Source organism: Sphingobium sp. FW305-3-2-15-F-TSA7, from assembly GCF_058787155.1.
The window spans coordinates 78,644-101,413 of sequence record NZ_JBYSZM010000006.1; the positions used below are offsets into that span (position 1 = coordinate 78,644).

Consider the following 22,770-nt stretch of genomic DNA (forward strand, 5'->3'; position numbering starts at 1 on the left):
ACCATCTATGGACCGCAGTGCGGCTCGACGCACCGCATGGGCTCCAGCTTTCGCTGGAGCGACAGGGAAGTTGCTGCTTTCGAAGAGCTGGGGTGACGCTTTGGGATCGGTCCTTTTTGCACGGGGTCACCTTCCCATTCATGAGCGCAGCGGCTTTTGGCCCCGTCTGCCGTTCTCGCTCTAAACCGCAAGATCGGTCGAGCGCGCCAGCCACCCGAGCGACTAGCTGGGGCCGCCACGGAGGACGATGATGAAGGCGGACGCGCTCGAAAACTACCATGTACGGATGCGGCGAGTGCTCGATTATATCGACGCACATCTCGACGAGGATCTGGACCTGGAGACGGTGAGCGGGGTCGCGGCGCTTTCGAAATTCCATTTCCACCGGCAGTTCGCGGCGACCTTCGAACTGTCCGTCCATCGCTATATCCAGCTTGCCCGCATGAAGCGCGCTTCGAACCGGCTGACTTCGGACGACGCCGGCAGCGTCACCGATATCGCGATGGATTCGGGTTATGACGCACCCGACGCCTTCGCCCGCGCCTTTCGCCGCAGGCTGGGGCAATCGCCATCGTCGTTCCGGAAATCACCCGATTGGGTGCCGTGGCTTGCGGCCTTCGGGCCACTCGACAATGCCAGGAGCAAGCTGATGCAGATCATCTACACCCCGGACGATGTGACGATCCGGGATATGGCGCCGACCAAGGTGGCGGTGCTGGAACATCGCGGCGACCGCGAAACCCTGCCCGATACCATCCAGCGCTTCATCGCCTGGCGCAAGGCGGCGGGGCTTTCGCCCGACACCAGCCCGACCTTCAACATCTTCCGGTCCGAACGCATCCCCGAGAACCCGGACGATTACGCGATGGACCTCTGCGTGGGGACCGACCAGCCGGTGGCGCCCAACGACCAGGGCATGAAGCCCGGCACCATCCCCGGCGGGCGCTGCGCGGTGCTGCGCGTCGTCCACAATACGCATAATCTGGAGCCCGCCGCGCTCTATTTGTATCGCGACTGGTTGCCCGCCAGCGGCGAGGAAGCGCGCGATTTCCCGATCTATTGTCGGCGGCACTTCACCTTCTTCCCCAATGCGCCGGTGCATGACGTGGTGGTGGAGCTGTTTTTGCCGCTGAAATAGGGGGCCAGGCACCCCCGTTCAGATCGTCGCGATCGGTGAAGCGGCGCTGGCGGAACGGATCGGGAAGGGCGCGGTGGCGGAAGCCGATGGCGGCTCCAGGCCGGTGGATGCACCGGTGCTGTAAGGGGTATCGTCATGCTGAACTTGTTTCAGTATCCAGGTTTCAACCCACGCTGCGGCGCCAAGCCCGAGCATGGACACTGAAACAAGTTCAGGGTGACGGGGGTGAGGTCATGTCGCCGATCAGTCCGGCTTGCCGAAGAAGCGTTCGGCGATTTCGTTCGCGATGCGGGCAGGGCGGAGGGTTTCCGCGTCGACGCAGCACCAGCTCGAACGCACTTCGGCCAGCACCTCCTCGCCGCGCTTGATCAGCGTTTCGTAGAAAGCGCGGGCGCCATGGACCTTTTCGAGGATGACGGTGGCGACCACCTGATCGTCGAGAAAGGCGGGCTTGCGATAGGTGATCTCGTGCTTGAGCGCGACCCAGAGATGGCGCGCGACCGCTTCGGTCGGCGCCAGCTTGCGCCAGTGCGCGGTCACCGCTTCCTGCACCCAGGTCAGATAATGGGCGTTGTTGACATGACCCATGAAGTCGATGTCGCCGGGCAAGATCCGGATCGCGTGGTCATGGGGAAGTGCTGTCATTGGCTTACATTAGTGTAAGCAGGGTCGCGCTACAATCCTATGGGCGAAGAAGATTCGCTATCGGGCGCCGTCGCATTGCTTGCGCGATGTTTTATTCCATCAATTCGAGCAGCCTGGCGATCGGCACGAAGGCGAAGGCTACCGAACTGTCCGCCACGCCATAGGGCATGAAGATCAGATCGCCGTGCCGCATCGCCCCGCAGGTATAGACGACATTGGGCACATAGCCTTCGCGATCCTCGTCGGCGGCCGACAGGATCGGCTCGGGCGAGCGCGCCAGCACCTTTGAGGGATCGTCCTTGTCGAGCAGCACCGCGCCGATCGAATATTTGCGCATCGCGCCGACGCCATGGGTGAGCAGCAGCCAGCCTTCGTCGAGCTCGATCGGCGGTCCGCAATTGCCGATCTGGATCAGCTCCCACGGATAGCGCGGCTCGAGCAGCAAATCGCCATCCTCCCAGTGGAGCAGGTCGTCCGAGGTGATGATGAACAGGTTCTGCCCGTCCTGCCGGCCGATCATCATATATTGGCCACCGACCTTGCGGGGGAACAGCGCCATGCCCTTGTTGCGCGCGGCCGCGCCCCGGATCGGACAGAGGTCGAACGAGCGGAAATCGCGCGTGCGCAGCATCTCCGACTGGATCTCGCGCCCCGAATAGGCGGTATAGGTGCCGAGCCATTCGACCGATCCGTCGTCATGCGTGAAATGGACCAGCCGCAGATCCTCCAGCCCGTTCTTCTGCGCCGGGGTGATCGGGAAGATCACCGTGCCGGAGAGCGTGCTGTCCTGATGACGGAAGACCGTGACCGGACCGTCTTCGTAGACGCCGTCGGTGTCGGGCGAATCGGTCGCGGTGGCGAAGGGCGGTTCGGGCGCCAGCCTGAGTTCACCCTTGTCGGTGATGATGCCCTCGCGAAAGGCGACCGACGAGATATGCCCTTCGCCCACTGCGCGCAGCGACATCAGGATGCGCTGCGACCCCGCCGGCATGCCGGTCTGGTCGAAATGCGGCACCACGCTGGGGTTCATCAGCGCGGCGGCGGCATAGCTGTATTCATGGCAGAAATAGGCGCCGATCAGCTGTCGCTTCTCGTCGCCGATATCGCCGAGTTTCAGGTCTAGCAGTTCCTCCAGCTGTTCGTAGCGCGTCATGAACACGCGACGGGTCTGCCAGTGCCGTGCCTCGAAATCGCGCAGTACCGCTTCGAGCTGGTCACGGGCGGTCGCCATGTCCATGTCGACGACAAGCTGGATCAGCTTCTGCGCCCGGCCTGGCGCCGCACCGTTCGACTGCCAGGCGAGATGGAACGGGCGAACCACGACGCGGGAGGGGTCGGCATAGAGCCGCAGGTCGTGATTATAGACGTCGAGCATCTGCCTCCCCCGAGGTGGGATTACGCCCCTTGATCAGGATCAGGCCGCGCTGCGCTTCTCTGCCACGCCCACGGCGCCGATTGATAGTCCCGAAATCGTCGCGGATGCCAATTGCAGCGCCAGAATCGATTCGGCGCCCTGATTGCGGTTGAGCCCGGTCGGGCTCAACCCGTCATAGCAGCCGCCATCGCCCTGGCTCGCGAGCGGCATATCGAGATCGTTGATTCCCAGGAACCAGCGATAGGCGCGGTTGGCCTCTTCGATCCAGCGTGGGTCGCGGGAAACCGCCAGCGCTGCTTCGCACGCATCGATCGTCGCCTGCGCTTCGAGCGGTTGCTGATCGAAGGGCAAGGGCGGCGCGAAGGCGCGGCCGAAGCTTTCGGTGCCGACCGCGCGGAAATGGCCCTCGGGCGCGGTCTGTTGCCCGACGATCCAGTCGAGCGTGGCGAGGCCGCAATCGATATAATCCTGTCGCCCCAATGCGGCGCCGGCGCGCAACAGCGCTTCGGGCAGCCTGGCATTGTCATAGGCGAGCACGGCTTCGAACCATGGCCAGTCGGGCCGGCGCACCTCGGCAAGCAGGGTCAGCAACTGATCGCCGAATTGCTCGAGGATGCGCACGGACAGCGCATGGCCGGGATGCGCGCCGATCATTGCGGCCGCACCCAGCATCGCGAATGCCTGCGCTCGCGGTGAGCCCAGCGAAAAGGCGATGCCGGCGGACTGATCGAACAAAGGCGCCGCCCATTGGCGGAATTTCTGCATGCGTGCGTCGCGCGCGGTGACGCCCAGCGCCCAGAGCGTTCGGCCGTTGCTGTCTTCCGATCCCTCTTCCTCGCACCAGCTGCGGTCGAAGTTCATGAAATTGCGGAAGCGTTGGCGATCGGGATTCCAGGCATGCTGGACGAAGGCGGCATAGACGCTGGTCCAGCGCTCGCGTTCGGCCTCATCCATCTGGTCGATCCGGGACATCAGGATCAGCGCGCGGGCATTGTCGTCGATGCAATAGCCGTGGCGACGATCGGGCACCGAATAGATGCCGTGCTGGAGCATGCCGGTGGCGTCGCTCATGCGGATCACGGCCGCCATGTCGGGTTTGAGCGACTGGGGTGCGGGCGCCTTGCCCGGGATACGCACCGGCGCTTTGCGCTTCATTTCCGAAAGCAGCGTCACCGCGCGCTCGGCGACCCGGCTCCACAACATGGTCCGGCCACGTGCATAGGCTCTGCCGGCGAGCGCATCGCGTGCCCTGGTATCGCCCAGCAGGCAGGATATCTCGTGCGCCATCGCCGCGCTGTCGCGGAAATCGACGAGAATGCCGTGGTCCTCGGCGAGGATCTCGGTGGCGTGGATATAGGGGGTCGAGACCACGGGCTTGCCGACCGACACCGCATAGGACAGCGTGCCGGACGTGATCTGGTCGCGCTTCACATAGGGTGTCGCATAGATGTCGGCGGCCTGGAGATAATCGAGCAGTTCGTCCTGCTCGAGAAAGGCGTCGATGAAGCGGACATGGTCGGCCAGACCACGCTCCGCGGCCAGCGCCTGGAGCTGTTCGCGATAGGCCTCGCCCTGCTGGCGGACCATATTGGGGTGGGTCGCGCCCAGCACGACATAAAGCGCGCTCGGGTGATTGGCCACGATCGCCGGCATCGCCTCGATCAGATATTGGATGCCCTTGTCGGGCGCGAGCAGGCCGAAGGTCAGGATCACATCGCGACCCTCGAAGCCGAAGCGTGACTTCATCGTATCGGGCGCGACGAGTGGCCGATCGGGGACGCCGTGCGGAATGACCTCGATCTGCCGGTCGGAGATGCCATAGACCGTCCGCAGCAGCGCGCGGCCCTTTTCGGCCATCACGATCAGTTTCGATGCGCGTCGGGCCAGTGCCTCCAGCACGCGCCGCTCGTCGGCGCCGGGATGTTCGAGCACAGTGTGAAGCGTTACGAGCAGCGGCAAGGACACGCGGTCGAGCAGCTTCAATATATGGTCGCCGGCGATGCCGCCGAAGATGCCATATTCGTGCTGAAGCCAGATCGCCTCGGCACCGCTCGCCTCGATCCGGCGCGCCGCCGCGCGGTAGGCGGACGGATCGTCCTGCGCGATGGTATCGATATTGTCGGGATAGACGATGCCGGTGCCGTCATCCATCGCATAAAGATCGACGGTCAGGTCCGGAAAGCTGGCATCAAGTGCCTGCAGCGTGTGGGAAGTGAAAGTGGCAAGTCCGCAGCGGCGCGGAAGCGAATTTCCGATAAGCGCGATATGGCCGAGTGCGGTGCTTTTTCGTGCGCTATCGATCTTGAACATGCTCGTTCTTTCGCTCCTGCAACAATTACCTGCGCATAGAAATCCCAAGCCAGTCTAACGACTCCAGCATGGGATGGTTGCGTAAATTGTGCATTGCAGCAAGAAGAATCGTGGAATCGAAGCGAAACGGCGTTGAAGCGTGGCGGATCCGCGATCTGATGGCGGAGGCGCGTTGCACTCGTGAGCGGGAGGGATGGATCGGGGCTGCCATCCGCACCATCGTCATTGCGAGCGTAGCGAAGCAATCCAGGGATGCGTCCAACATTGGATTGCTTCGTCGCTACGCTCCTCGCAATGACGGCGAAGGGGTGACGGTCTGCGGGGGAGCAAAAGGGTCCTAACCCCGGCCCCTGTATCCCGGCACATCCTGGTCGGGCAGCCACAGCCCCTTGGGCGGCTCGCCCGATTGCCAGAAGACGTCGATCGGGATGCCGCCGCGCGGATACCAATAGCCGCCGATGCGCAGCCAGAGCGGCTTCATCTCGTCGAACAGCCGCTGGCCGATGCCGACGGTGCAATCCTCGTGAAAGGCGGCATGGTTGCGGAAGCTGCCCAGGAACAGCTTGAGCGACTTGGATTCGACGATGGTGTCTTGCGGCGCGTAATCGATCACCAGATGCGCGAAATCGGGCTGGCCGGTGACCGGGCACAGCGAGGTGAATTCCGGCGCGGCGAAGCGGACCAGATAGAGCGAGCCCGCGCGCGGGTTCGGCACATAGTCGAGGATCGCCTGTTCGGGAGAGGCGGGAAGCGGCGTCTGCCGGCCGAGATGGGTCGTCTGCATGGGCGCGTATCTAATCATTTGATCGCAAAACCCCAAGTCGTTCGGGCCGTGCTTGTCGAAGCGCTTGTGTTTTGCTCTTTACCGGCGCTTGAAACGAACGAGGGGCAAGGGCTTCGACAGGCTCGGCCCGAACGGGGGTGGATTTATGAGAAAGCTGATTCTTGGTCTTGCGCTGGCGAGCGCGTTCAGCCTGCCTGCAATGGCGCAGGACAAGGCCGATCCGCCGAAATCCAAGGCCGACGCGTCCGACATTCCGGCGCCGCAGGTGGCGGTGACGCGGCACAGCGGCACCTTTGGCGGCGTGAAGATGAATTATGTCGCGACGGCGGGCGAAACCTATCTGAAGGCGGAGGATGGCACCCCGCGCGCCAGCATCACGACCTATTCCTATGTGAAGGAGCCGCGCGATCCATCGCGCCCCGTCACCTTCCTGTTCAACGGCGGGCCGGGTTCGGGATCGGTGTGGCTGCACATGGGCGCGTTCGGGCCGAAGCGCGTCGCCATCCCCTCCGACGCGCGCGACGACGGCGCGCCGCCCTATCCGCTGGTCGACAATCCGGACAGCCTGCTCGACGTGACCGATATCGTCTTCATCGATCCCGTCGGCACCGGTTTCAGCCATGCGCTGGGCAAGACCGATCCCAAGGAATTCTGGGGCGTCACCAAGGATGCGCAATCGGTGGCCGAATTCATCCGCATCTGGCTGAACCAGAATGGCCGCTGGAATTCGCCCAAATTCCTGGGCGGCGAAAGCTATGGCACGACGCGTTCCGCCGCCGTGCTCAACCAGCTCGAGGGCCAGTATAACGACGTCGCGCTCAACGGCGTGATCCTGATCTCCACCGTGCTCGATTTCGCGGCCGGGGCGGATACGCCGGGCAACGAGCTGACCTTCATGCTCAACCTGCCCTCGATGGCGGTGACGGCCTTGTTCCACGGCAAGACGCAATTTGCCGGCACGCCCGAGCAGTTCGCGGAGGAAGCGCGCCGCTGGGCATCCGGCCCCTATATCGCCGCGCTGCTCAAGGGCGTGTCCCTGCCCGCCGAGGAGCGCGCCGCCGTGCGCCGCGATCTGGCGCGCTTCACCGGGCTTTCCGAAACCTATCTCGAACAGGCGGACCTGCGCGTCGAGCCCAGCCGCTTCTACAAGGAATTGCTGCGCGACCGGGGGCTGACGGTGGGGCGGCTCGACAGCCGCTATACCGGCAAGGATTTCGACAATGCCGGCGAGGCGCCCGACGACGACCCCAGCTTCTACGGCATCGACGGCGGCTATACCGCGGCGATCAACAGCTATGTACGCGAATCGCTCAATTTCCAGACCGACCGCCGCTATGTGACGATCGGCAGCGTCCAGCCCTGGGACTGGCGGCTGGGCGGTGGCCGCGACAACGACGTCTATGTCAATGTCGCGCCCTATATTGGCACCGCGTTGCGCAAGAACAGCGGGCTGCGCATCTTCGTCGGGCAGGGCTGGTATGATTTCGCGACGCCCTTCTACGCCGCCGAATATTCGCTGAGCCGCACGGGCTTCATGAAGGACCGTATCCAGTATCATTATTATGATGCCGGCCACATGATGTACGTCCGCGACGAGGACCGCGCCAAGCTGACGCGCGATATCCGGGGCTTCATCAAGAGCAGATAGGACGGCGCATGCCCACCATCGCCCTGCTGATCATCTCCAATCTGTTCATGACGATCGCCTGGTACTGGCATCTGAAGGGCGGGATGGAGAAGCCGATCCTGCTGGTGATCCTGATCAGCTGGGGCATCGCGCTCGTCGAATATTGCTTCGCGGTGCCCGCCAACCGCATCGGATATGCGGGGGGATGGACGCCGGGCCAGCTCAAGATCGCGCAGGAGGCGATCGCGCTGATCATCTTCGGCGGCTTCATGGTGTGGGTACTGGGCGAACCGCTGCACTGGCGCCATTTCGCGGCGTTCGCGTGCATCATGGCGGCGGTGGGGTTTCTGTTCGTCGGGCGGTGAGAACTACCCTCTCCCCCTGAAGAGGGAGAGGGAGTCTTTACAGATCCACGCCCGCCGCGATCGCTTCCAGCTTGCGGATGCGTTCCTTGAGGTTCGCGATCTCGATGCGCGATCCCGCCGATGGCATGGCTTCGCCGCCTTGCCGCTCGAGCTCGGCGCGCTTGAGTTCCAGCCAGCCGCGCCAGCCACGCAAGCCGCCAAAGGTCAGGATCGCGATCCCGGTGACACCCGAAAAAGCGAGGAGGAGATTGGGGTCGGTCATTGGTCCTTCCATCATGGAATCATTGCGCGAGGCTGGATGCGCGGTTCATTCTCCGTCGCCCCATCGCCATCCGCCGTCGGTCTTGATCCAGCTGATCGTCAAAAAGATCGCGATCAGCGCGAACGCCGCGGCGCCCTTCGCTACGTCGCCCGGCAGGAAATTCACCGCCAGCAGCAACAGGCCGACAAAGATCGCGGTGGCCAGCCAGCCCTGCCAGCTCGCCGGCTTGCCACCGATCCCCCAGCGCTTGCGCACGAACCAATAGCCCGGGCGCACCGTCCGGCGCGGCGGATCAGTCCTTCGCATCGCCGGGCTCCTTCGGTGGCCGTCCGCGTGCGCGCTGCTCGGGCGCGGCCAGCTTTACGCCGCGCCGTGCCAGCGCCTCGCGCAGCAGCACCTCGATCTGCGCATTCACGCTTCGCAGATCGGTCGCGGCCGAGCGTTCGAGCGCCGCATGGAGCGCGGGCTCGATGCGAAGCGCGAACGGCTTTTTGGGTGGCGCGGTCATCGGTCCGGGTTCTTACTGGTACAGCGAGCCCGTGTTGACCACCGGCTGGGTGTCCCGCTCCGAACAAAGCACCACCATCAGATTGGAGACCATCGCCGCGCGGCGTTCGTCATCCAGCTCGACGACATTCTTTTCGGAAAGCTGCTCGAGCGCGAGCTGCACCATCGAAACGGCGCCTTCCACCAGCCTGGAGCGTGCGGCGATCACCGCTTCGGCCTGCTGGCGGCGGAGCATCGCCTGGGCGATCTCCTGCGCATAAGCGAGGTGGGTCAGCCGGCATTCGTCGACGGTCACGCCGGCGAGCGCCACACGTTCCTGCAGTTCGACGCGCAATTCGTTGCTGACCTCGTCGGCATTGGACCGCAGCGTCACTTCCTTGTGCTCGATATCGTCATAGGGATAGCGCGATCCGATCGCGCGCACCGCGCTTTCGATCTGGATATGGACGAACTGCTTGTAATCGTCGACGTCGAACAGCGCCTGCGCGGTATCGGTCACCCGCCACACCACATTGGATGCGATCTCGATCGGATTGCCGCGCAGATCGTTCACCTTGAGCTTTTCCGAGGTGATATTGTGGACACGCACCGAGATCTTGGTGCGGGTCAGCCATGGCCAGCGCCAGCGCAGCCCGGTGGTCCGGTCGGTCCCCTGATAGTCGCCGAATAACAGGATCGCCGCCGCCTGGTTGGGCTGGATCATATAGAAGCCGATCGCGACGAAGCAGAACAGCAGCACGGTGCCGACGAAAAACAATACCGGCACCACCGGCGGCTGCTCGCTCCCGACCAGCAGCGAGAAGGTGTAGAAGCCGGACGCCGTCACCGCCAGCAGGACGAGCAGCATCAGATAGCCGCTGAACGTGCTGGCCGTCCGTTCGGCGGTGGCGTTGAGCGCGGCCGAATGCAAACCCTGTGTCATCTTGTCCTCCGTAATTATGATATCACAATAATATCGATTGAGCGGAGGAGGCAAGCGGATTCGGTTGGGACAAAGAAAAAGCCCTCCCCCGCGCGGGCGGGGAAGGGCTTTTCGGTTTCGGAACCGGCGGTTCGCCGGCCCCGCTTACTGCACCGTGACGGTCACCGCGCGGCGGTTGCGGGCCCAGGAGGCTTCGTCCGAGCCGAGGGCGTCGGGGCGTTCCTTGCCGAAGCTGATCGTCGAGAGGCGGCTCGAATCGATGCCGAGGCTCGCGAGATAGTTCTTGGCGGCATTGGCGCGGCGTTCGCCGAGCGCGAGGTTGTATTCGCGGGTGCCGCGTTCGTCGGCATGACCCTCGATCGTCACGCGCACGCGCGGATATTGCTTGAGCCAGGCGGCCTGGCTGTCGAGCGTCGCGCGGTCCTCCGCATCGACGTCGAACTGGTCGAGATCGAAGAACACGCGGTCCGACGAGACTTTCGCCAGGAAATCGGCCTGCGAGCCGGGCACCGGCGCGTCGGTGACGCCGCTATTGTCGCCGGGCTGCGAGGTTTCGGCGGGGCCGGGCGGCGGCGGGGTCTCCGCCGGCGGTTTCTTCGCGCACGCGGTGGCCATCAGCGCGAGGCTGGCGGCCAGTGCGAACTTCGTACCCAGACGGGCCATTTCGATCTCCTTCTTCACGTCAGACAATGATGCCCACCCTGTTGCCCGCCAGCGCGGCGGATCGTTACGATAGGGGAATCACTCGTTTCAGGGCAACAACGGTCCCCAGGCCGGATCGGATCCATTGACCGGGGTGGGAATCTTCCGCTCGTTGCGGCCGGTGAGGTCCACCTGCCACACGCTGGAGGTGCCGGAGCGCCCCTGGGTCGAGCGGAAGAACTGGATGACGCGGCCGTTGGGCGACCAGGTTGGCGCCTCGTCCTGCCAGCTATTGGTGAGCAGCCGTTCGCCGTCGCCATTGGGAGACATCACGCCGATGCGGAAATTGCCCGCCAGCTTGGTGAAGGCGATCAGGTCTCCGCGCGGGCTCCATTCCGGCGTCGCGTGGCGCCCGCCGCCAAAGCTGATGCGGCGCTGGTCGCTGCCATCGGCGTTCATCACATAGATTTGCTGGCCGCCCGAACGGTCGCTCTCGAACACGATCTTGGTGCCGTCGGGCGAGAAGCTGCCGCCGATATCGATGCCCGGCGTGTTGGTCAGCCGGCGCGGCGTGCCCCCGGCAGCGGGGATCGAGTAGATGTCGGTATTGCCGTTGACCGCCATCGAATAGAGGATGGTCTTGCCGTCAGGCGAGAAGCGTGGGGCGAACATCGAATTCTGCCCCTCCGTCACCAGCCGCTGCGTGCCGCTGCCGAGATCGTAGATGAAGATGCGCGGCCGGTTGTTGAGATAGCTCAGATAGACGATCTGTTTGTAATCGGGCGAAAAACGCGGGGTAAGCGCGATCGACTGGCCATTGGTGATGAAGCGGTGGTTCGCCCCGTCCGAATCCATGAGCGCGAGTTGCTTGCGCCGATTCCCCTTGGGGCCGGTTTCCGCGATATAGGCGATGCGGCTGTCGAAGAACGGGCTTTCGCCCGACAGCCGGGCATAGATGGCGTCGGCGCATTTGTGCGCGGCGCGGCGCCAGTCGCCGGGGGCGACCTCGAACCCCTTGCGCGTCAGCTCGCTGCCGAGCGCCACATCGTAGAGATAGCAGCCCACCGTCAGCTTGCCGTCGCCATTGGCGCGGACGAAACCCTGGACCAACGCCTGCGCGTCGCTGCCCCGCCAATAGGGGAATTGGGGTGCGGTCACTTCGGGAAACTGGATGTCGCGCACCGCGCCCGGCCCCTTGGGGCGGAACAGACCGGAATTGCGGAGATCGGCCACGATCACGTCCGCCACCTGGCGGCCCAGCGCATCGGTGCTGCCGGCGGGCGTGCCGATCGATTGCGGCGTCGGCAGTGCGGGGACGGCGATGATCAGATCGTCGCCGCTCTCGTCGGTCACGTCGACGCTGAGCCCTTCGCTCTGCGCGGGCTGGGCGCCGACGGGCGGCGGTGCCACCTGCGCGACAGCCGGGCCGGCCGCCGCAATGGCGAACAGCGATACGAGGGTATTTTTCAGGGTCTTCATTGTCCTAGCCTCTTGTCGAACGCCGGCTTGATGACTTTCCAGGCGTCATAAAATTCGGGCGGAAGTTTGAACGGCGCGGCGAGTTTCACCGCCTTGATCGCGCGTTCCTTGTGAAGATCGGCCTGGCTGCGATTGCTGTCGGTGACGCCGGTCTGGCCGATCACCCTTGGTTCACCCATGATCTCACCATCGCTCGACAGGCGAACCTCGACGATCGTGCGAAGCTGCTCGGCGTCCGCGCCGGTGGGCGCGCGCCAGTGCGGCTTGAGCTGACGGCGAATCTCGCCGGCAAGCGATGCCTGTACCGCTGGCCCCGCAACCGCCGCGGGCGGCGTGGTGACGCGGCTCTGCGTCGGTTTGTCGGTCAGCCCGTCGACCAGGCCGGCGAGCCGTCCGGTCGGGCGTGCCGGCTTGGCCTGTGGCTTCGCCGCCGGCTGCGGCTTGACGGGTGCGGGCTTCGCCGGAGCGGGTTTGGCCGGCGCCGGTTTTGGCGGCGCGGGCTTCGGTGGTGCCGGCTTGGCGGGAACCGGCTTCGGCACCGGCTTTGGCGCGGGCGCCGGAGGCGTCGGTGCCGGGCGCGGCACGGGCTGTGGCGCCGGGGCTGGCGTCGGCACGGGTGTGGGTGGCGGCGTCGGCTCGACCGGGCCTTCCTCTTCGGCCAGTTTCGCCGCGGGTTCTTCCTGGCTCGCCACCGGCGCCATGCTTTCGAGCGCGACTTCGTCGGCCAGCGTCACTTCGATCGGCTTCTGCTTCAGGTCGAGCGGGTTGGGCGTCGCGAGAAAGCCGACCGAAAGCAGGCCGAACAGCACGACATGGCCGACAACGGCGACGCCAAGGCCCGTCTGTTCGGCGCGATCCATCACTGCGCCTGTTCGGCGCCGGTGGTGACCAGCGACACCTTGTTCAGCCCGGCGCGGTTGAGCTCGCCCATCACGCGCATGACATGGCCGTAATCGAGCGCACGGTCGGCGCGCAGGAACACCTGCGGCCCCTCCGCACCCTCGGCGGGCGCCTTGGCGGTCAGGATCGTCGCCAGCTCGGCTTCCTGAACCTCGGCATCGTCGACGAAGATCTTGCCGTCGCCGTCGAGCGAGATCTGCAGCGGCTGCTTGTCCTGGTCGAGCGCGCCGGCGCGGCTGTCGGGCAGGTTCACCGGCACGCCGGTGACGAGCAGGGGGGCGGTGACCATGAAGATGATGAGCAGCACCAGCATCACGTCGACCAGCGGCGTGACGTTGATCTCCGCCATCGGCGCGCGCCGTCCGCGGCTGCGCTGGGAGGGAAGGGGACCCATCGTCATCAGCGCTCGGTCTCGAGTTCGCGGCTCAGCGTCGAGTGGAAGCCGTCGGCGAAGCGGTTGAGCCGGGCCTCGAAGCGGTTGATGCCGTGGCCGAAGCGGTTGAAGGCGATGACCGCCGGGATCGCGGCGAACAGGCCGAGCGCGGTGGCGAACAGCGCCTCCGCTATACCGGGCGCCACGACCGCGAGCGAGCTGTTCTGCTCCGCCGCGATCGCGGTGAAGCTGCGCATGATGCCCCAGACGGTGCCGAACAGGCCGACGAACGGCGCAACCGCGCCGACTGTCGCCAGGATGTTGAGCCGATCGGACAGCGTATCGATCTCGGCCGCGATCGCGGCGCCCATTGCGGTCGCGAGACGCGCGCGCGTGCCTTCGCGGTCGATCGCCTTGCGGCTCGTCGAGCGGCGCCATTCGGATACGCCCGCGGCGAATACCTTGGCACTGGGCAGATCCGAGCTGCTGTGGATCTTGTACAGCGTGTCGACATCCTCGGCCTTCCAGAATTCACGCTCGAATTTCTCGGAGGCGCGCGCGGTTTTCCGCAGCCGGGCGGCGAAGCCGATGATGATCGTCCAGGTCCAGATGCTGGCGAGCAGCAATCCGATCATGACGAACTTCACTACCCAGTCGGCCTGGACGAAGAGCGCGACCGGGGAGAGGGTCGCGGCGTCGGTATTCAATATGGCATTCATCGCGGTTTCGGGATCCTCACAACAGCCGCTGGAACGCGTCTACCCAGGTTTGCGGCTGCCGCCTGGGCCGTCCGGAAGGGGACAGGAAGGCTGCGACGACATCCGCGTCCGCCACAATCTCATCCCCGCGCATGACTCTCTGATGAATGCGGCACGATGCCGCGCGGATTTCCTTCACTTCGCTTATAACGAGGAGCGCGTCATCGAGTTTCGCCGGTGCTCGATATTTGATGCTGAGCTCGGTCACGGCATAGACGCCCAGCCCCTCGTCATGCGCGCTGCGCTGGTCGATGCCGGCACGCGCGAGCATGTCCGACCGCGCGCGTTCCATGTAGCGCAGATAATTGGCGTGATAGACCACGCCTGAAAAATCGGTGTCCTCGAAATAGACGCGCACCGCGAAACGATGCGCTTTGCCGACGAGGCGCCCTTGATAGGGCAGGTCGGGTTGCTGTGCCGCCATGGCGGCAGGGTCTAGCGGCTGGGGGAAAGCGTTCAACCCCTTTCGCCTCGCGGGCGTAACGATTGGTCCTAGCTTGAGGTGTGTTGGCTGTGGATACCAACCCCACACGTCATCCCAGCGCAGGCTGGGATCTGCCACAGGAGAAGGCGCGAACTGGTTGGAAGACCCCAGCCTGCGCTGGGGTGACGCGTTCGATGGGCAGGGAGCGGGTTCGCTACCCGCCTCACTTCACGTCGAACAGCCCATCCTGCCCCATCTCGGCGGGCGGATTGAGCCCGAGATGCTTCCAGCCGCGCGAATTCAGGCAACGGCCGCGCGCGGTGCGGGCGATCAGGCCGAGCTGGATCAGATAAGGCTCGATGACTTCCTCGATCGTGTCGCGCGGCTCCGAAAGGCCGGCGGCGAGCGTCTCCACGCCGACCGGTCCGCCGCGATAGATGTCGGCGATCATCATCAGATAGCGGCGATCCATCGCATCGAGGCCGAGCTGGTCGACTTCGAGCCGGTTGAGCGCGGCATCGGCCGCTCTGGCGTCGACGGTGGCGGTGCCCGCGACATTGGCGAAATCGCGGACGCGGCGCAGCAGCCGACCGGCGATGCGCGGCGTGCCGCGCGCGCGCTTGGCGATCTCGTGCGCGCCGTCCTCGGCAATGGCGAGGTCGAGCAGTCCGGCGGCGCGGGTCACGACGCGCTCCAGCTCGTCCACCGTGTAGAAATTGAGGCGGACGGGGATGCCGAAACGGTCGCGCAGCGGCGTTGTGAGCAGGCCCTGGCGCGTGGTGGCGCCGACCAGCGTGAATTTGGGCAGGTCGATCCTGACCGAGCGCGCCGATGGTCCCTCGCCGATCATCAGATCGAGCGCGCGATCCTCCATCGCCGGATAGAGCACTTCCTCGACTGCCGGATTGAGCCGGTGGATCTCGTCGATGAACAGGACGTCGCCGTCCTCCAAATTGGTCAGCAGCGCCGCGAGATCACCCGATTTGGCGATGACCGGGCCCGATGTGGCGCGGAATCCTACGCCGAGTTCGCGCGCGATGATCTGGGCGAGCGTGGTCTTGCCCAGTCCCGGCGGGCCGAAGAACAGGACATGGTCGAGTGCATCGCCGCGTGCGCGCGCCGCCGAGATGAACACGCGCAGATTCTCGCGCGCGGCCTTTTGCCCGACGAACTCATCCAGGGATTTGGGGCGTAGCGCGGCATCCACGTCCTCGGGACGGCGATCGCCGGAAATGATGCGCTGGGGCTGTTCCACGCGCCAGCCATAGCGCAAGCCCGGGCGCTGTCGAACCCCATCTCTGCATCGCTTGAGCAACCGTGGGCCGGTGCTACTATATTCCGATTCGAAAATCGGGGGGATTGCCATGGACCGTCGTCACTTCATGCTCGGGACCGGCGCTGCCGCGGCGACGCTTGCTCTTGGCGGTCCGGGTTTCGCCGCGCCGGCGGATGCGGGTATTCTCATCGACGGCATGTCGGGGCTGAGCGGTTTCGAAGAGAAGGATGGTCGGTCGGTGCCGACCAAGGCGCTTGTCGACGCGATCCGCGGCGGCAAGCTGACCGCGCTCAGCCAGACGATGGGCGAAGTCGGCAATGGCCCCGACCGCTTCCTGAAGGCGGTCAAGGAAATCGCCGACATGGACCGGCTGATCGCCGAAAATTCCGCATTGCTGGTGAAGGTCGACAGTGCGGCGGATCTGCGCGCGGCAAAGGCGAGCCGGCGACTGGGCATGATCTATAATTTCCAGGACACGACCGCGCTTGAAGGCGATGTTTCGCGCGTCGCGCTGTTCAAGACGCTTGGTCTGCGTATCCAGCAACTCACCTACAACAAGCGCAATCTGGCCGGCGACGGCTGTCTCGAGCCCGGCAATGGCGGCATCTCGGATTTCGGCCGGCAGGTGATCGCGGAGGTCAATGCCAACCGGCTGCTGCTCGATCTCAGCCATTCTAGCCAGCGGACGATCGCGGAAGGGATCGCGGCGAGCAAGGCACCGCCCGCGATCACGCACACCGGTTGTCGCGACCTCGTCGATTTTCCGCGCAACACTTTTGATCGCGAGATGCGCGCGGTGGCTGACAAGGGCGGCGTCGTCGGTATCTATCTGATGCCGTTCCTGCGGCCAAAGGGGCAGCCGGGTCGCGAGGATTTGCTGCGCCATCTCGATCATGCGGTGAAGGTGGCGGGTGAGGATCATGTGAGCATCGGTACCGACGGTCCGCTGACTGGCTTCGTCGTCGACGATGCGGCGCGCAAGGCGCAGCGCGAATTCTACGAGGATCGCGCCAAACGCGGCATCGCGGCGCCCGGTGAGGCGGCCGATGTGATGAACCTGGTCGAAGGCTATAACGATGTCGACCGGATGGAAAACATTGCGGCCGACCTCAAGGCGCGGGGCTGGACCGCGGCCCGGATCGACAAGGTGCTGGGCGGCAATCTCCTGCGATTGTTTGGAGATGTCTGGGGCGGGTAAGCCCACCGCCCCGTCATTCCGGCGAAAGCCGGAATCTCGGTTTTCTGATCACCGGCAAAAGAAGAAGTGAGATTCCGGTTTTCGCCGGAATGACGAAGTGTATGTTGTGCAAAGGTCTCCGCGCGGATCGAACCTCAGCGCGCCGCCTTTTTGAGTGCGAGGCGCACCAGCGCGTCGAGGCTGGCGCCGTCGCCGAGTTCGTCCTCGGCCGCCGCAACGGCATTGCCGGCTTCGGCGGGTTTGAAACCGAGATTGAGCAGCGCCGAAACCGCATCGGCGGCAGCGCCGCCGGGTGCCGCGCTGACACTTCCGGAAAAGCCGACTGCGATGCCGCCGGCCTTGTCCTTCAATTCCATGACGATGCGCTGCGCCAGCTTGGGCCCGACGCCATTGGCGCGCGCGACCATCGCCTTGTCGCCGCGCGCGACCGCCTGCGACAATTCGGCGGGGTCGAGCGTCGAGAGGATGGCGAGTGCGACGCGCGCGCCGACGCCCTGGACGCTCGTGAGCAGGCGGAACCAGTCGCGCTCGTCGGCCGTGGCGAAGCCCATCAACCGAATCGAATCCTCGGCGACGAGCATTTCGGTATGGATGGTCACGGTTCCGCCGGTCGGCCCGAGCGCCGTGAGCGTCCGCGACGATGCACCGACGAGATAGCCGACGCCGGCGACGTCGATCACGGCATGGTCGATGCTGGCGCTGATGAGCTGTCCGCGGAGTTGTGCAATCATATGTGCTGCTTAACCCGACCCGGTTCCGTCATTCCAGCGAAAGCTGGAATCCATCGGATTTTAGTGACGCGCGCCATGTCCTCCGCGCGGCTGCCATGGACGGGCCCGTCGATCAGGACTCCGCGTTGCGCGCTCGTGCCAGCGGATCGCAGCGGCGCTTGGCCGCTGGCATATCTGATTCTGCCGCCGCCCATTCCGCTGTTTCAGCACGCTTCTTCCGCCGGGCTGGCGCTGTCGGCCAGACCCTGCGTCCCACTAGGGCGGCGAGCAGCAACAGGCCGATCGCTTCAAAAAGGCCGACGCTGCTGCCCATCAAGGGCGTGCCATCGAAAATATGGGGCAACAGGCTGCCGATGACGCTGATGGCAAGGCCCGGGCCGACAAGGATGAGCGCGGCGATCTCGATCGTCTGAAAGATGATGGGGCGTCCGGTAGGTACGGGCGTGCTGGGCAGGCCCGCAAGCTGCGTATCGATCCGCCTGTTCAGGCGCCTTACAACCCATGCGTGACGCGCGATCATCAGCAACGGCCACCACATGACGAACAGTGCGGCGACGATGAGCCCCGCCTGCCCGCGCAGCGCGCCGAGCAGTGGGATCGTGCTGGGGGCAGGCATGAAGACCACGGTCAGAATGAAAATCGGCAAGGTGAGATTGAGTCCCACGCGCAACTGTCGGTTGACGGGGCGCATCGTCTCGGTGAAATCCTCGACGATCGCGTCCCACTGGCGCGGAGTGACGATGGCCGCCGAACGGCCGTCGCTCGACAGCAGGCACAAGGATCCGTCGGGCGTGCGAAAGTGGCGATGGCGCAATCGCCGTTCAGCCGCCGCGCCAAGCGGTTTTTCGCTAATCATCGATGGATTCTCGTCATTCCAGGGCACCCGCGATCGACCATGCGGGCAGTGCGATGAGAAATCGTTAAAATCCGCGCCGACCCGTCATCCGCCGCGCGCTGGCCATATGATGGGCATGGGTGATGGCGACGGCCAGTGCGTCGGCGGCGTCGGCGCCGGCGATCTTCGCGCCGGGCAGCAGGCGGGCGACCATGGCATGGACCTGCGCCTTTTCCGCCGCACCGGTTCCGACGATCGCCTTTTTCACCAGCCTTGCGGCATATTCGCCGACCACACAGCCCGAACGTGCCGCCGCGAGCAGGCAGATGCCGCGCGCTTGGCCCAGTTTGAGCGTCGATTGCGGATTGACGTTGACGAACACCTCCTCGACCGCCGCGCCGTCGGGACGGTGCCGGAGGATGAGATCGGTCAGCGCGGCATCGAGCGCGAGCAGCCGCTCGGGCAAGGGGGCCGCGCGATCGGTCTTGATCTGGCCATTGGCGATGTGGCTCAGCCGGTTGCCCTCCGCGGCGATGACACCCCAGCCGGTGATGGCCAGCCCGGGATCGAGGCCGAGCAGGACCATCGAAAACCCGCCCCCGGAACGGGGCGGCGCTGAAGGCAGATCAGCCAAGCTTTTCCATCACCTCGTCGGGCACTTCGTAATTGCCCCAGACGGTCTGGACGTCGTCGTCGTCGTCGAGCACGTCGATCAGCTTGAGCAGACTGCCCGCGGTGTCGGCATCGACGACGACCCTGGTCTGTGGACGCCAGGCAAGCTTGGCGCTTTCGGGTTCGCCCAGCACCGATTCGAGGGCCTTGGCGACTTCGTGCAGCATATCCTGCGCGGTCCAGATCTCATGGCCCTCGTCGGAGACGACGTCTTCGGCGCCTGCCTCCAGCGCGGCTTCGAACACCTTCTCCGCATCGCCCGCCTTTTCGGGATATTCGATCAGCCCCATCCGGTCGAAACCATGGCTCACCGATCCGCTGGCGCCCAGATTGCCGCCATTCTTCGAGAATGCGGTACGGACATTGGTCGCGGTGCGATTGCGATTGTCCGACAGCGCCTCGACGATCAGCGAGACGCCGCCCGGGCCGAAGCCCTCATAGCGGATCTCTTCATAATCCTCGCCGCCCGCCTGGCTCGCCTTGTCGATCGCGCGCTGGATATTGTCCTTGGGCATGGATTGCGCGCGCGCGGCGTTGATCGCGAGGCGCAGGCGCGGGTTCATGTCCGGATCGGGCATGCCCATCTTCGCCGCCACGGTGAGCTCGCGGCTCAGCTTGGAGAAGGACGCCGCGCGCTTCTTATCCTGCGCGCCCTTGCGGTGCATGATGTTCTTGAATTTGCTATGGCCTGCCATCGGAACCTGGATCTGCTGAGTGTTCGGTGGGCGAGGGCACTAGCGGAACGGGCAGGGTCAGGGCAACTGTTTGCTCGATCGGACGCGTTTCCCGCGGCGCAGTCTCATGATCGTGCGGACCATGATGGCCAATCCTCCTTTCGACATTCCGGACAGCCATCCTCCTGATATGATTGTCGCCGACATCGGCATCGCCGTCCCACTGCCCGGCATGATCGCCCTGCCAAGCTGGCCATTCGCGCTCTTGTAAAGCCGCTGGAGTCTGATAAATAAAATTGAGATCAATATCATATATGGATGCTCTTCTTGCGATCAGGCACCCGTCTCACCACGCAAATCATGACTTGTGACTCCGATGCTTCGACCGGGCCGGTGGCGGGACATAGCCGGTGCGCGGAACGCCGTCGATGAGCCGGTTGCGCCGTGCCGGGCGCTATGCGCTTTATGGCATGGGCGGCCTTGCCGCATTGGCGGCCGTCGCGATCGGTGGCGGATATGTCTGGCTGCGTGGCTCGCTTCCCGCCTATTCCGGCACGATCGCGCTCGACGGCATCGGCGCGGATGTGGAGATCGTGCGCGATCGCCAGGCGGTGCCGCATATCTTCGCGCGCTCGCGCGCCGACGCCTTTTTCGGGCTCGGCTATGTCCATGCGCAGGATCGGCTGTGGCAGCTCGAAATGGCTCGCCGCGCGGGCAGGGGGCGTCTCGCCGAGGCAGTGGGCGCCGATGGGCTCGCGACCGACATGCTGGTCGCCGCGCTCGATCTCGATCGCGTCGCGGCGCGCACCGATGCCCGCAACGATATCGGCACCAAAGCCGCGATCCGCGCCTATGTCGCCGGGATCAACAAGGCGATCGATACGCGCAAGGGGCCGCTGCCGCCCGAATTCCTGCTGCTCGGCATCAAGCCGGAGCATTGGAGCGAAAGCGATGTGAACCGGCTCGGCGGGCTCGCCGCGCTCGGCTTCGGCGACTGGCGCGACGAACTCATGCGTGCGCGCCTCGTCGCGCGGATCGGCTGTGGCCGGATCCGCGATCTTTACGCCTCGCCCGACGATCAGGGGCCCGTCACCTATGCAGGCGTGGCCGCCGACAATGGCAGCCGCGCCGAGACTTGTGGCGCGATCCGCTTCTCCGGCAAGGCGACGGCGGCGATCCCCGCTTTGCCTTTCGGCCGCGCGCTTCCCGCCTCGAACAGTTGGGCGATCGCCGGCGCGCGCACGGCGAGCGGCAAGCCGATGCTTGCCAACGATCCGCACGGCCCGCTCGGCGCGCCCGCCGACTATTATCCGGTCCGGATGATATGGCCGGGGTTCGAGCTGGTCGGTGCGTCGCGACCGGGATCGCCGGTGATCGCCAGCGGACGCAATCCCGATATCGCCTGGGGCGTCACCGACATGATGGCGGACCAGACCGATCTGTTCGTCGAGCGCGTCGATCCGGCCGATCCGCAACGCTATCTCACGCCATCGGGCTCGGCGCGGTTCGGCATGCGCCGCGCCCTCATCCCGGTGCGCGGCGCGGCGCCGAAGCAGGTCATGCTCAGATATACCCGCCACGGCATGGTGATTTCCGATCTCGACAAGGATGCCGCGGCTTTGCTCCGCGACCAGATCGGCCCAGGCCATGTCATCGCGCTGGCCGGTCTCGATTTCCCCGACGGCAATCCGCTCGTCAAGGCGTTCCTGGCTATGGCGGAAGCGCGCGACTGGGCGGGATTCCGGACGGCGGCGCGCGATTTCGGGCTACAGCACAATTTCGCCTATGCCGATCGCGCCGGCACGGTCGCGATGCTTTCGGCGGGCCATTTGCCGCTGCGCCGCGGCGACGGCTTCCTTCCGGTTCCCGGCTGGGATGCGCGCTTCGACTGGCAGGGTTTCGTCGCGCCCGACGCGTGGCCCGCCGAGCATATGCCGGCCGCCGGCTTCATCGCCAACGCCAATAACCGCCTGGTCGCGGGCAGGGGCGGATCGCTCGACAGCGCGAGCTTCGAACCCGGCTGGCGCGCGGCGCGGATCGGCGCGGTGCTCGCGCGGACGGCCAGGGCCGATGTCAGGAGCCAGGTCGCGCTCCAGACCGATATCGTCTCTGCGCAGGTTGCGGCGCTCCGCCCCATTCTTCTGGCAATGCGGCCGGGCCGCGACGCGGTCCGCGCGCGGACCATGCTCCTTGCCTGGAACGGCGCGATGGCCGCCGATCGCCCCGAACCGCTGATCTGGGCCGCATGGCAGCGCGCGCTCGGCCGCAAGCTGCTCCGGCCCGCGCTGGGACCGCTTGCCGAGACCTGGCTCGCAGACAAGCGCCCGCGCCTCGATCGGCTGCTGCGGCCCGGCAGCCCGTGGTGCGGCGATTGTACCGCGCTTGCGGCTTCGGCGCTGGACGAGGCGATCGCGGATCTCGGACGCGAACAGGGAAGCGACATGGCCGCGTGGCGCTGGGGCCGCGTCCACCGGGCGACCTTTCGTCACGACATCTTCGCCGGTCTGCCGCTGATCGGGCGGCTGGTCACGCCGCGCGTGCCGGCGGGTGGCGACGCCTTCACGGTCAATGCCGGGGAAGGCAAGCTGTGGAGCGACGATCCGTGGACCGATGTCTATGGCCCGCGCTACCGCCAGATCATCGATCTCGCCGCACCCGAGCGCAGCCTGTTCATGATCGCGCCCGGCATTTCGGGCAATCCGCTCTCGCCATGGTTCGGCCATCTCGCCGGATCGTGGAGCGAAGGACGCTATTTCACGCTGGCGGGCGACGCCGCGTCGCTGCGCAAGACTGGCGTGGGTGATCTGATCCTGCGGCGGAAGCGTTGAATGTCGATATTGATCTCGCTGGACACACCGTCGTCATGCTGAACT

At 65.3% G+C, this 22,770-nt stretch carries 25 protein-coding genes; 6 read left to right on the plus strand and 19 right to left on the minus strand.

Annotated elements, in window-relative coordinates:
• The first annotated feature begins 250 nt into the window (after positions 1-250).
• A complete protein-coding gene (locus AC3WN8_RS06080) occupies positions 251-1,138 on the plus strand; it encodes an AraC family transcriptional regulator (protein ID WP_492668503.1) in 888 nt (295 codons plus the stop codon).
• A gap of 243 nt (positions 1,139-1,381) precedes the next feature.
• Here AC3WN8_RS06080 and AC3WN8_RS06085 read toward each other — a convergent pair whose 3' ends face one another.
• The 4 genes from AC3WN8_RS06085 to queF form a co-directional block, all read right to left on the minus strand.
• Positions 1,382-1,783 carry an acyl-CoA thioesterase gene (locus AC3WN8_RS06085; protein WP_492668504.1) on the minus strand — a complete coding sequence of 134 codons (402 nt, stop codon included), beginning with the start codon at positions 1,781-1,783 and terminating at the stop codon, positions 1,382-1,384.
• Positions 1,784-1,874: 91 nt separating this feature from the next.
• The gene (locus AC3WN8_RS06090; RefSeq protein WP_492668505.1) at positions 1,875-3,158 is read right to left on the minus strand and encodes a glycoside hydrolase family 130 protein; all 1,284 of its coding nucleotides are present in this window, start codon (positions 3,156-3,158) and stop codon (positions 1,875-1,877) included.
• A 39-nt stretch (positions 3,159-3,197) separates the two neighbouring features.
• Positions 3,198-5,468, minus strand: a complete 2,271-nt coding sequence (locus tag AC3WN8_RS06095) for a glycosyltransferase family 4 protein (protein WP_492668506.1) — start codon at positions 5,466-5,468, stop codon at positions 3,198-3,200.
• Positions 5,469-5,805: 337 nt separating this feature from the next.
• Positions 5,806-6,252, minus strand: a complete 447-nt coding sequence (gene queF / locus AC3WN8_RS06100) for a preQ(1) synthase (RefSeq protein ID WP_492668507.1) — start codon at positions 6,250-6,252, stop codon at positions 5,806-5,808.
• Positions 6,253-6,397: 145 nt separating this feature from the next.
• Here queF and AC3WN8_RS06105 point away from each other — a divergent pair, with 145 nt between their 5' ends.
• A complete protein-coding gene (locus AC3WN8_RS06105; protein WP_492668508.1) occupies positions 6,398-7,900 on the plus strand; it encodes a S10 family peptidase in 1,503 nt (500 codons plus the stop codon).
• Positions 7,901-7,908: 8 nt separating this feature from the next.
• Positions 7,909-8,244, plus strand: coding sequence for a DMT family protein (locus AC3WN8_RS06110; protein ID WP_492668509.1), 336 nt, complete (start codon positions 7,909-7,911; stop codon positions 8,242-8,244).
• A 37-nt stretch (positions 8,245-8,281) separates the two neighbouring features.
• On the opposite strand, the gene AC3WN8_RS06115 is transcribed toward AC3WN8_RS06110, so the two are convergent.
• The 11 genes from AC3WN8_RS06115 to ruvB form a co-directional block, all read right to left on the minus strand.
• Positions 8,282-8,506, minus strand: coding sequence for a hypothetical protein (locus tag AC3WN8_RS06115; RefSeq protein ID WP_492668510.1), 225 nt, complete (start codon positions 8,504-8,506; stop codon positions 8,282-8,284).
• 45 nt (positions 8,507-8,551) lie between these two features.
• On the minus strand, positions 8,552-8,812 hold the full coding sequence (locus AC3WN8_RS06120) for a hypothetical protein (protein ID WP_492668511.1): 261 nt from the start codon (positions 8,810-8,812) through the stop codon (positions 8,552-8,554).
• Positions 8,799-9,014, minus strand: coding sequence for a type II toxin-antitoxin system antitoxin (locus AC3WN8_RS06125; RefSeq protein WP_492668512.1), 216 nt, complete (start codon positions 9,012-9,014; stop codon positions 8,799-8,801). The genes AC3WN8_RS06120 and AC3WN8_RS06125 overlap by 14 nt, the downstream gene beginning before the upstream one ends.
• A 12-nt stretch (positions 9,015-9,026) precedes the next feature.
• On the minus strand, positions 9,027-9,935 hold the full coding sequence (locus AC3WN8_RS06130; RefSeq protein WP_492668513.1) for an SPFH domain-containing protein: 909 nt from the start codon (positions 9,933-9,935) through the stop codon (positions 9,027-9,029).
• Between the two features lie 144 nt (positions 9,936-10,079).
• On the minus strand, positions 10,080-10,598 hold the full coding sequence (pal, locus tag AC3WN8_RS06135; protein WP_492668514.1) for a peptidoglycan-associated lipoprotein Pal: 519 nt from the start codon (positions 10,596-10,598) through the stop codon (positions 10,080-10,082).
• Positions 10,599-10,685: 87 nt separating this feature from the next.
• The gene (tolB, locus tag AC3WN8_RS06140) at positions 10,686-12,056 is read right to left on the minus strand and encodes a Tol-Pal system beta propeller repeat protein TolB (protein WP_492668515.1); all 1,371 of its coding nucleotides are present in this window, start codon (positions 12,054-12,056) and stop codon (positions 10,686-10,688) included.
• The gene (locus AC3WN8_RS06145; RefSeq protein ID WP_492668516.1) at positions 12,053-12,916 is read right to left on the minus strand and encodes a TonB C-terminal domain-containing protein; all 864 of its coding nucleotides are present in this window, start codon (positions 12,914-12,916) and stop codon (positions 12,053-12,055) included. The genes tolB and AC3WN8_RS06145 overlap by 4 nt, the downstream gene beginning before the upstream one ends.
• The gene (gene tolR, locus AC3WN8_RS06150; protein ID WP_492668517.1) at positions 12,916-13,356 is read right to left on the minus strand and encodes a protein TolR; all 441 of its coding nucleotides are present in this window, start codon (positions 13,354-13,356) and stop codon (positions 12,916-12,918) included. The genes AC3WN8_RS06145 and tolR overlap by 1 nt, the downstream gene beginning before the upstream one ends.
• Complete coding sequence (gene tolQ, locus AC3WN8_RS06155; RefSeq protein WP_492668518.1) at positions 13,356-14,048, minus strand: protein TolQ; 693 nt, start codon at positions 14,046-14,048, stop codon at positions 13,356-13,358. Before tolQ ends, tolR begins: the two co-directional genes overlap by 1 nt.
• Positions 14,049-14,064: 16 nt before the next feature.
• The gene (locus AC3WN8_RS06160; RefSeq protein ID WP_492668639.1) at positions 14,065-14,511 is read right to left on the minus strand and encodes a YbgC/FadM family acyl-CoA thioesterase; all 447 of its coding nucleotides are present in this window, start codon (positions 14,509-14,511) and stop codon (positions 14,065-14,067) included.
• A 223-nt stretch (positions 14,512-14,734) separates the two neighbouring features.
• The gene (ruvB, locus tag AC3WN8_RS06165) at positions 14,735-15,766 is read right to left on the minus strand and encodes a Holliday junction branch migration DNA helicase RuvB (protein WP_492668519.1); all 1,032 of its coding nucleotides are present in this window, start codon (positions 15,764-15,766) and stop codon (positions 14,735-14,737) included.
• Positions 15,767-15,875: 109 nt separating this feature from the next.
• Here ruvB and AC3WN8_RS06170 point away from each other — a divergent pair, with 109 nt between their 5' ends.
• Positions 15,876-16,985 carry a dipeptidase gene (locus AC3WN8_RS06170; RefSeq protein WP_492668520.1) on the plus strand — a complete coding sequence of 370 codons (1,110 nt, stop codon included), beginning with the start codon at positions 15,876-15,878 and terminating at the stop codon, positions 16,983-16,985.
• A gap of 134 nt (positions 16,986-17,119) precedes the next feature.
• On the opposite strand, the gene ruvA is transcribed toward AC3WN8_RS06170, so the two are convergent.
• The 4 genes from ruvA to AC3WN8_RS06190 all read right to left on the minus strand — a co-directional run bounded on the left by ruvA (position 17,120) and on the right by AC3WN8_RS06190 (position 19,918).
• Positions 17,120-17,716: a Holliday junction branch migration protein RuvA gene (ruvA, locus tag AC3WN8_RS06175; protein ID WP_492668521.1), complete on the minus strand. Its 597-nt coding sequence runs from the start codon at positions 17,714-17,716 to the stop codon at positions 17,120-17,122.
• Between the two features lie 112 nt (positions 17,717-17,828).
• Positions 17,829-18,572 carry a hypothetical protein gene (locus tag AC3WN8_RS06180; protein ID WP_492668522.1) on the minus strand — a complete coding sequence of 248 codons (744 nt, stop codon included), beginning with the start codon at positions 18,570-18,572 and terminating at the stop codon, positions 17,829-17,831.
• A 64-nt stretch (positions 18,573-18,636) separates the two neighbouring features.
• Positions 18,637-19,137: a crossover junction endodeoxyribonuclease RuvC gene (gene ruvC, locus AC3WN8_RS06185; RefSeq protein WP_492668523.1), complete on the minus strand. Its 501-nt coding sequence runs from the start codon at positions 19,135-19,137 to the stop codon at positions 18,637-18,639.
• A gap of 40 nt (positions 19,138-19,177) precedes the next feature.
• Entirely contained in the window at positions 19,178-19,918 is a 741-nt protein-coding gene (locus AC3WN8_RS06190; RefSeq protein ID WP_492668524.1) for a YebC/PmpR family DNA-binding transcriptional regulator, read from the minus strand.
• 106 nt (positions 19,919-20,024) lie between these two features.
• On the opposite strand from AC3WN8_RS06190, the gene AC3WN8_RS06195 reads away from it, so the two are divergent.
• Together AC3WN8_RS06195 and AC3WN8_RS06200 are read left to right on the plus strand one after the other, a co-directional pair.
• Positions 20,025-20,168, plus strand: a complete 144-nt coding sequence (locus tag AC3WN8_RS06195; protein ID WP_492668525.1) for a hypothetical protein — start codon at positions 20,025-20,027, stop codon at positions 20,166-20,168.
• A gap of 157 nt (positions 20,169-20,325) precedes the next feature.
• A complete protein-coding gene (locus AC3WN8_RS06200) occupies positions 20,326-22,725 on the plus strand; it encodes a penicillin acylase family protein (protein WP_492668526.1) in 2,400 nt (799 codons plus the stop codon).
• Positions 22,726-22,770 lie beyond the last annotated feature (45 nt).

Excerpts from the sequence above, each read along its gene's own strand:
- AC3WN8_RS06080 (WP_492668503.1), top strand. The coding sequence starts at position 251 with ATGAAGGCGGACGCGCTCGAAAACTACCATGTACGGATGCGGCGAGTG.
- AC3WN8_RS06085 (WP_492668504.1), bottom strand. The coding sequence starts at position 1,783 with ATGACAGCACTTCCCCATGACCACGCGATCCGGATCTTGCCCGGCGAC.
- AC3WN8_RS06090 (WP_492668505.1), bottom strand. The coding sequence starts at position 3,158 with ATGCTCGACGTCTATAATCACGACCTGCGGCTCTATGCCGACCCCTCC.
- AC3WN8_RS06095 (WP_492668506.1), bottom strand. The coding sequence starts at position 5,468 with ATGTTCAAGATCGATAGCGCACGAAAAAGCACCGCACTCGGCCATATC.
- queF (WP_492668507.1), bottom strand. The coding sequence starts at position 6,252 with ATGCAGACGACCCATCTCGGCCGGCAGACGCCGCTTCCCGCCTCTCCC.
- AC3WN8_RS06105 (WP_492668508.1), top strand. The coding sequence starts at position 6,398 with ATGAGAAAGCTGATTCTTGGTCTTGCGCTGGCGAGCGCGTTCAGCCTG.
- AC3WN8_RS06110 (WP_492668509.1), top strand. The coding sequence starts at position 7,909 with ATGCCCACCATCGCCCTGCTGATCATCTCCAATCTGTTCATGACGATC.
- AC3WN8_RS06115 (WP_492668510.1), bottom strand. The coding sequence starts at position 8,506 with ATGACCGACCCCAATCTCCTCCTCGCTTTTTCGGGTGTCACCGGGATC.
- AC3WN8_RS06120 (WP_492668511.1), bottom strand. The coding sequence starts at position 8,812 with ATGCGAAGGACTGATCCGCCGCGCCGGACGGTGCGCCCGGGCTATTGG.
- AC3WN8_RS06125 (WP_492668512.1), bottom strand. The coding sequence starts at position 9,014 with ATGACCGCGCCACCCAAAAAGCCGTTCGCGCTTCGCATCGAGCCCGCG.
- AC3WN8_RS06130 (WP_492668513.1), bottom strand. The coding sequence starts at position 9,935 with ATGACACAGGGTTTGCATTCGGCCGCGCTCAACGCCACCGCCGAACGG.
- pal (WP_492668514.1), bottom strand. The coding sequence starts at position 10,598 with ATGGCCCGTCTGGGTACGAAGTTCGCACTGGCCGCCAGCCTCGCGCTG.
- tolB (WP_492668515.1), bottom strand. The coding sequence starts at position 12,056 with ATGAAGACCCTGAAAAATACCCTCGTATCGCTGTTCGCCATTGCGGCG.
- AC3WN8_RS06145 (WP_492668516.1), bottom strand. The coding sequence starts at position 12,916 with ATGGATCGCGCCGAACAGACGGGCCTTGGCGTCGCCGTTGTCGGCCAT.
- tolR (WP_492668517.1), bottom strand. The coding sequence starts at position 13,356 with ATGACGATGGGTCCCCTTCCCTCCCAGCGCAGCCGCGGACGGCGCGCG.
- tolQ (WP_492668518.1), bottom strand. The coding sequence starts at position 14,048 with ATGAATGCCATATTGAATACCGACGCCGCGACCCTCTCCCCGGTCGCG.
- AC3WN8_RS06160 (WP_492668639.1), bottom strand. The coding sequence starts at position 14,511 with ATGGCGGCACAGCAACCCGACCTGCCCTATCAAGGGCGCCTCGTCGGC.
- AC3WN8_RS06170 (WP_492668520.1), top strand. The coding sequence starts at position 15,876 with ATGGACCGTCGTCACTTCATGCTCGGGACCGGCGCTGCCGCGGCGACG.
- ruvA (WP_492668521.1), bottom strand. The coding sequence starts at position 17,716 with ATGATTGCACAACTCCGCGGACAGCTCATCAGCGCCAGCATCGACCAT.
- AC3WN8_RS06180 (WP_492668522.1), bottom strand. The coding sequence starts at position 18,572 with ATGATTAGCGAAAAACCGCTTGGCGCGGCGGCTGAACGGCGATTGCGC.
- ruvC (WP_492668523.1), bottom strand. The coding sequence starts at position 19,137 with ATGGTCCTGCTCGGCCTCGATCCCGGGCTGGCCATCACCGGCTGGGGT.
- AC3WN8_RS06190 (WP_492668524.1), bottom strand. The coding sequence starts at position 19,918 with ATGGCAGGCCATAGCAAATTCAAGAACATCATGCACCGCAAGGGCGCG.
- AC3WN8_RS06195 (WP_492668525.1), top strand. The coding sequence starts at position 20,025 with ATGATCGTGCGGACCATGATGGCCAATCCTCCTTTCGACATTCCGGAC.
- AC3WN8_RS06200 (WP_492668526.1), top strand. The coding sequence starts at position 20,326 with ATGAGCCGGTTGCGCCGTGCCGGGCGCTATGCGCTTTATGGCATGGGC.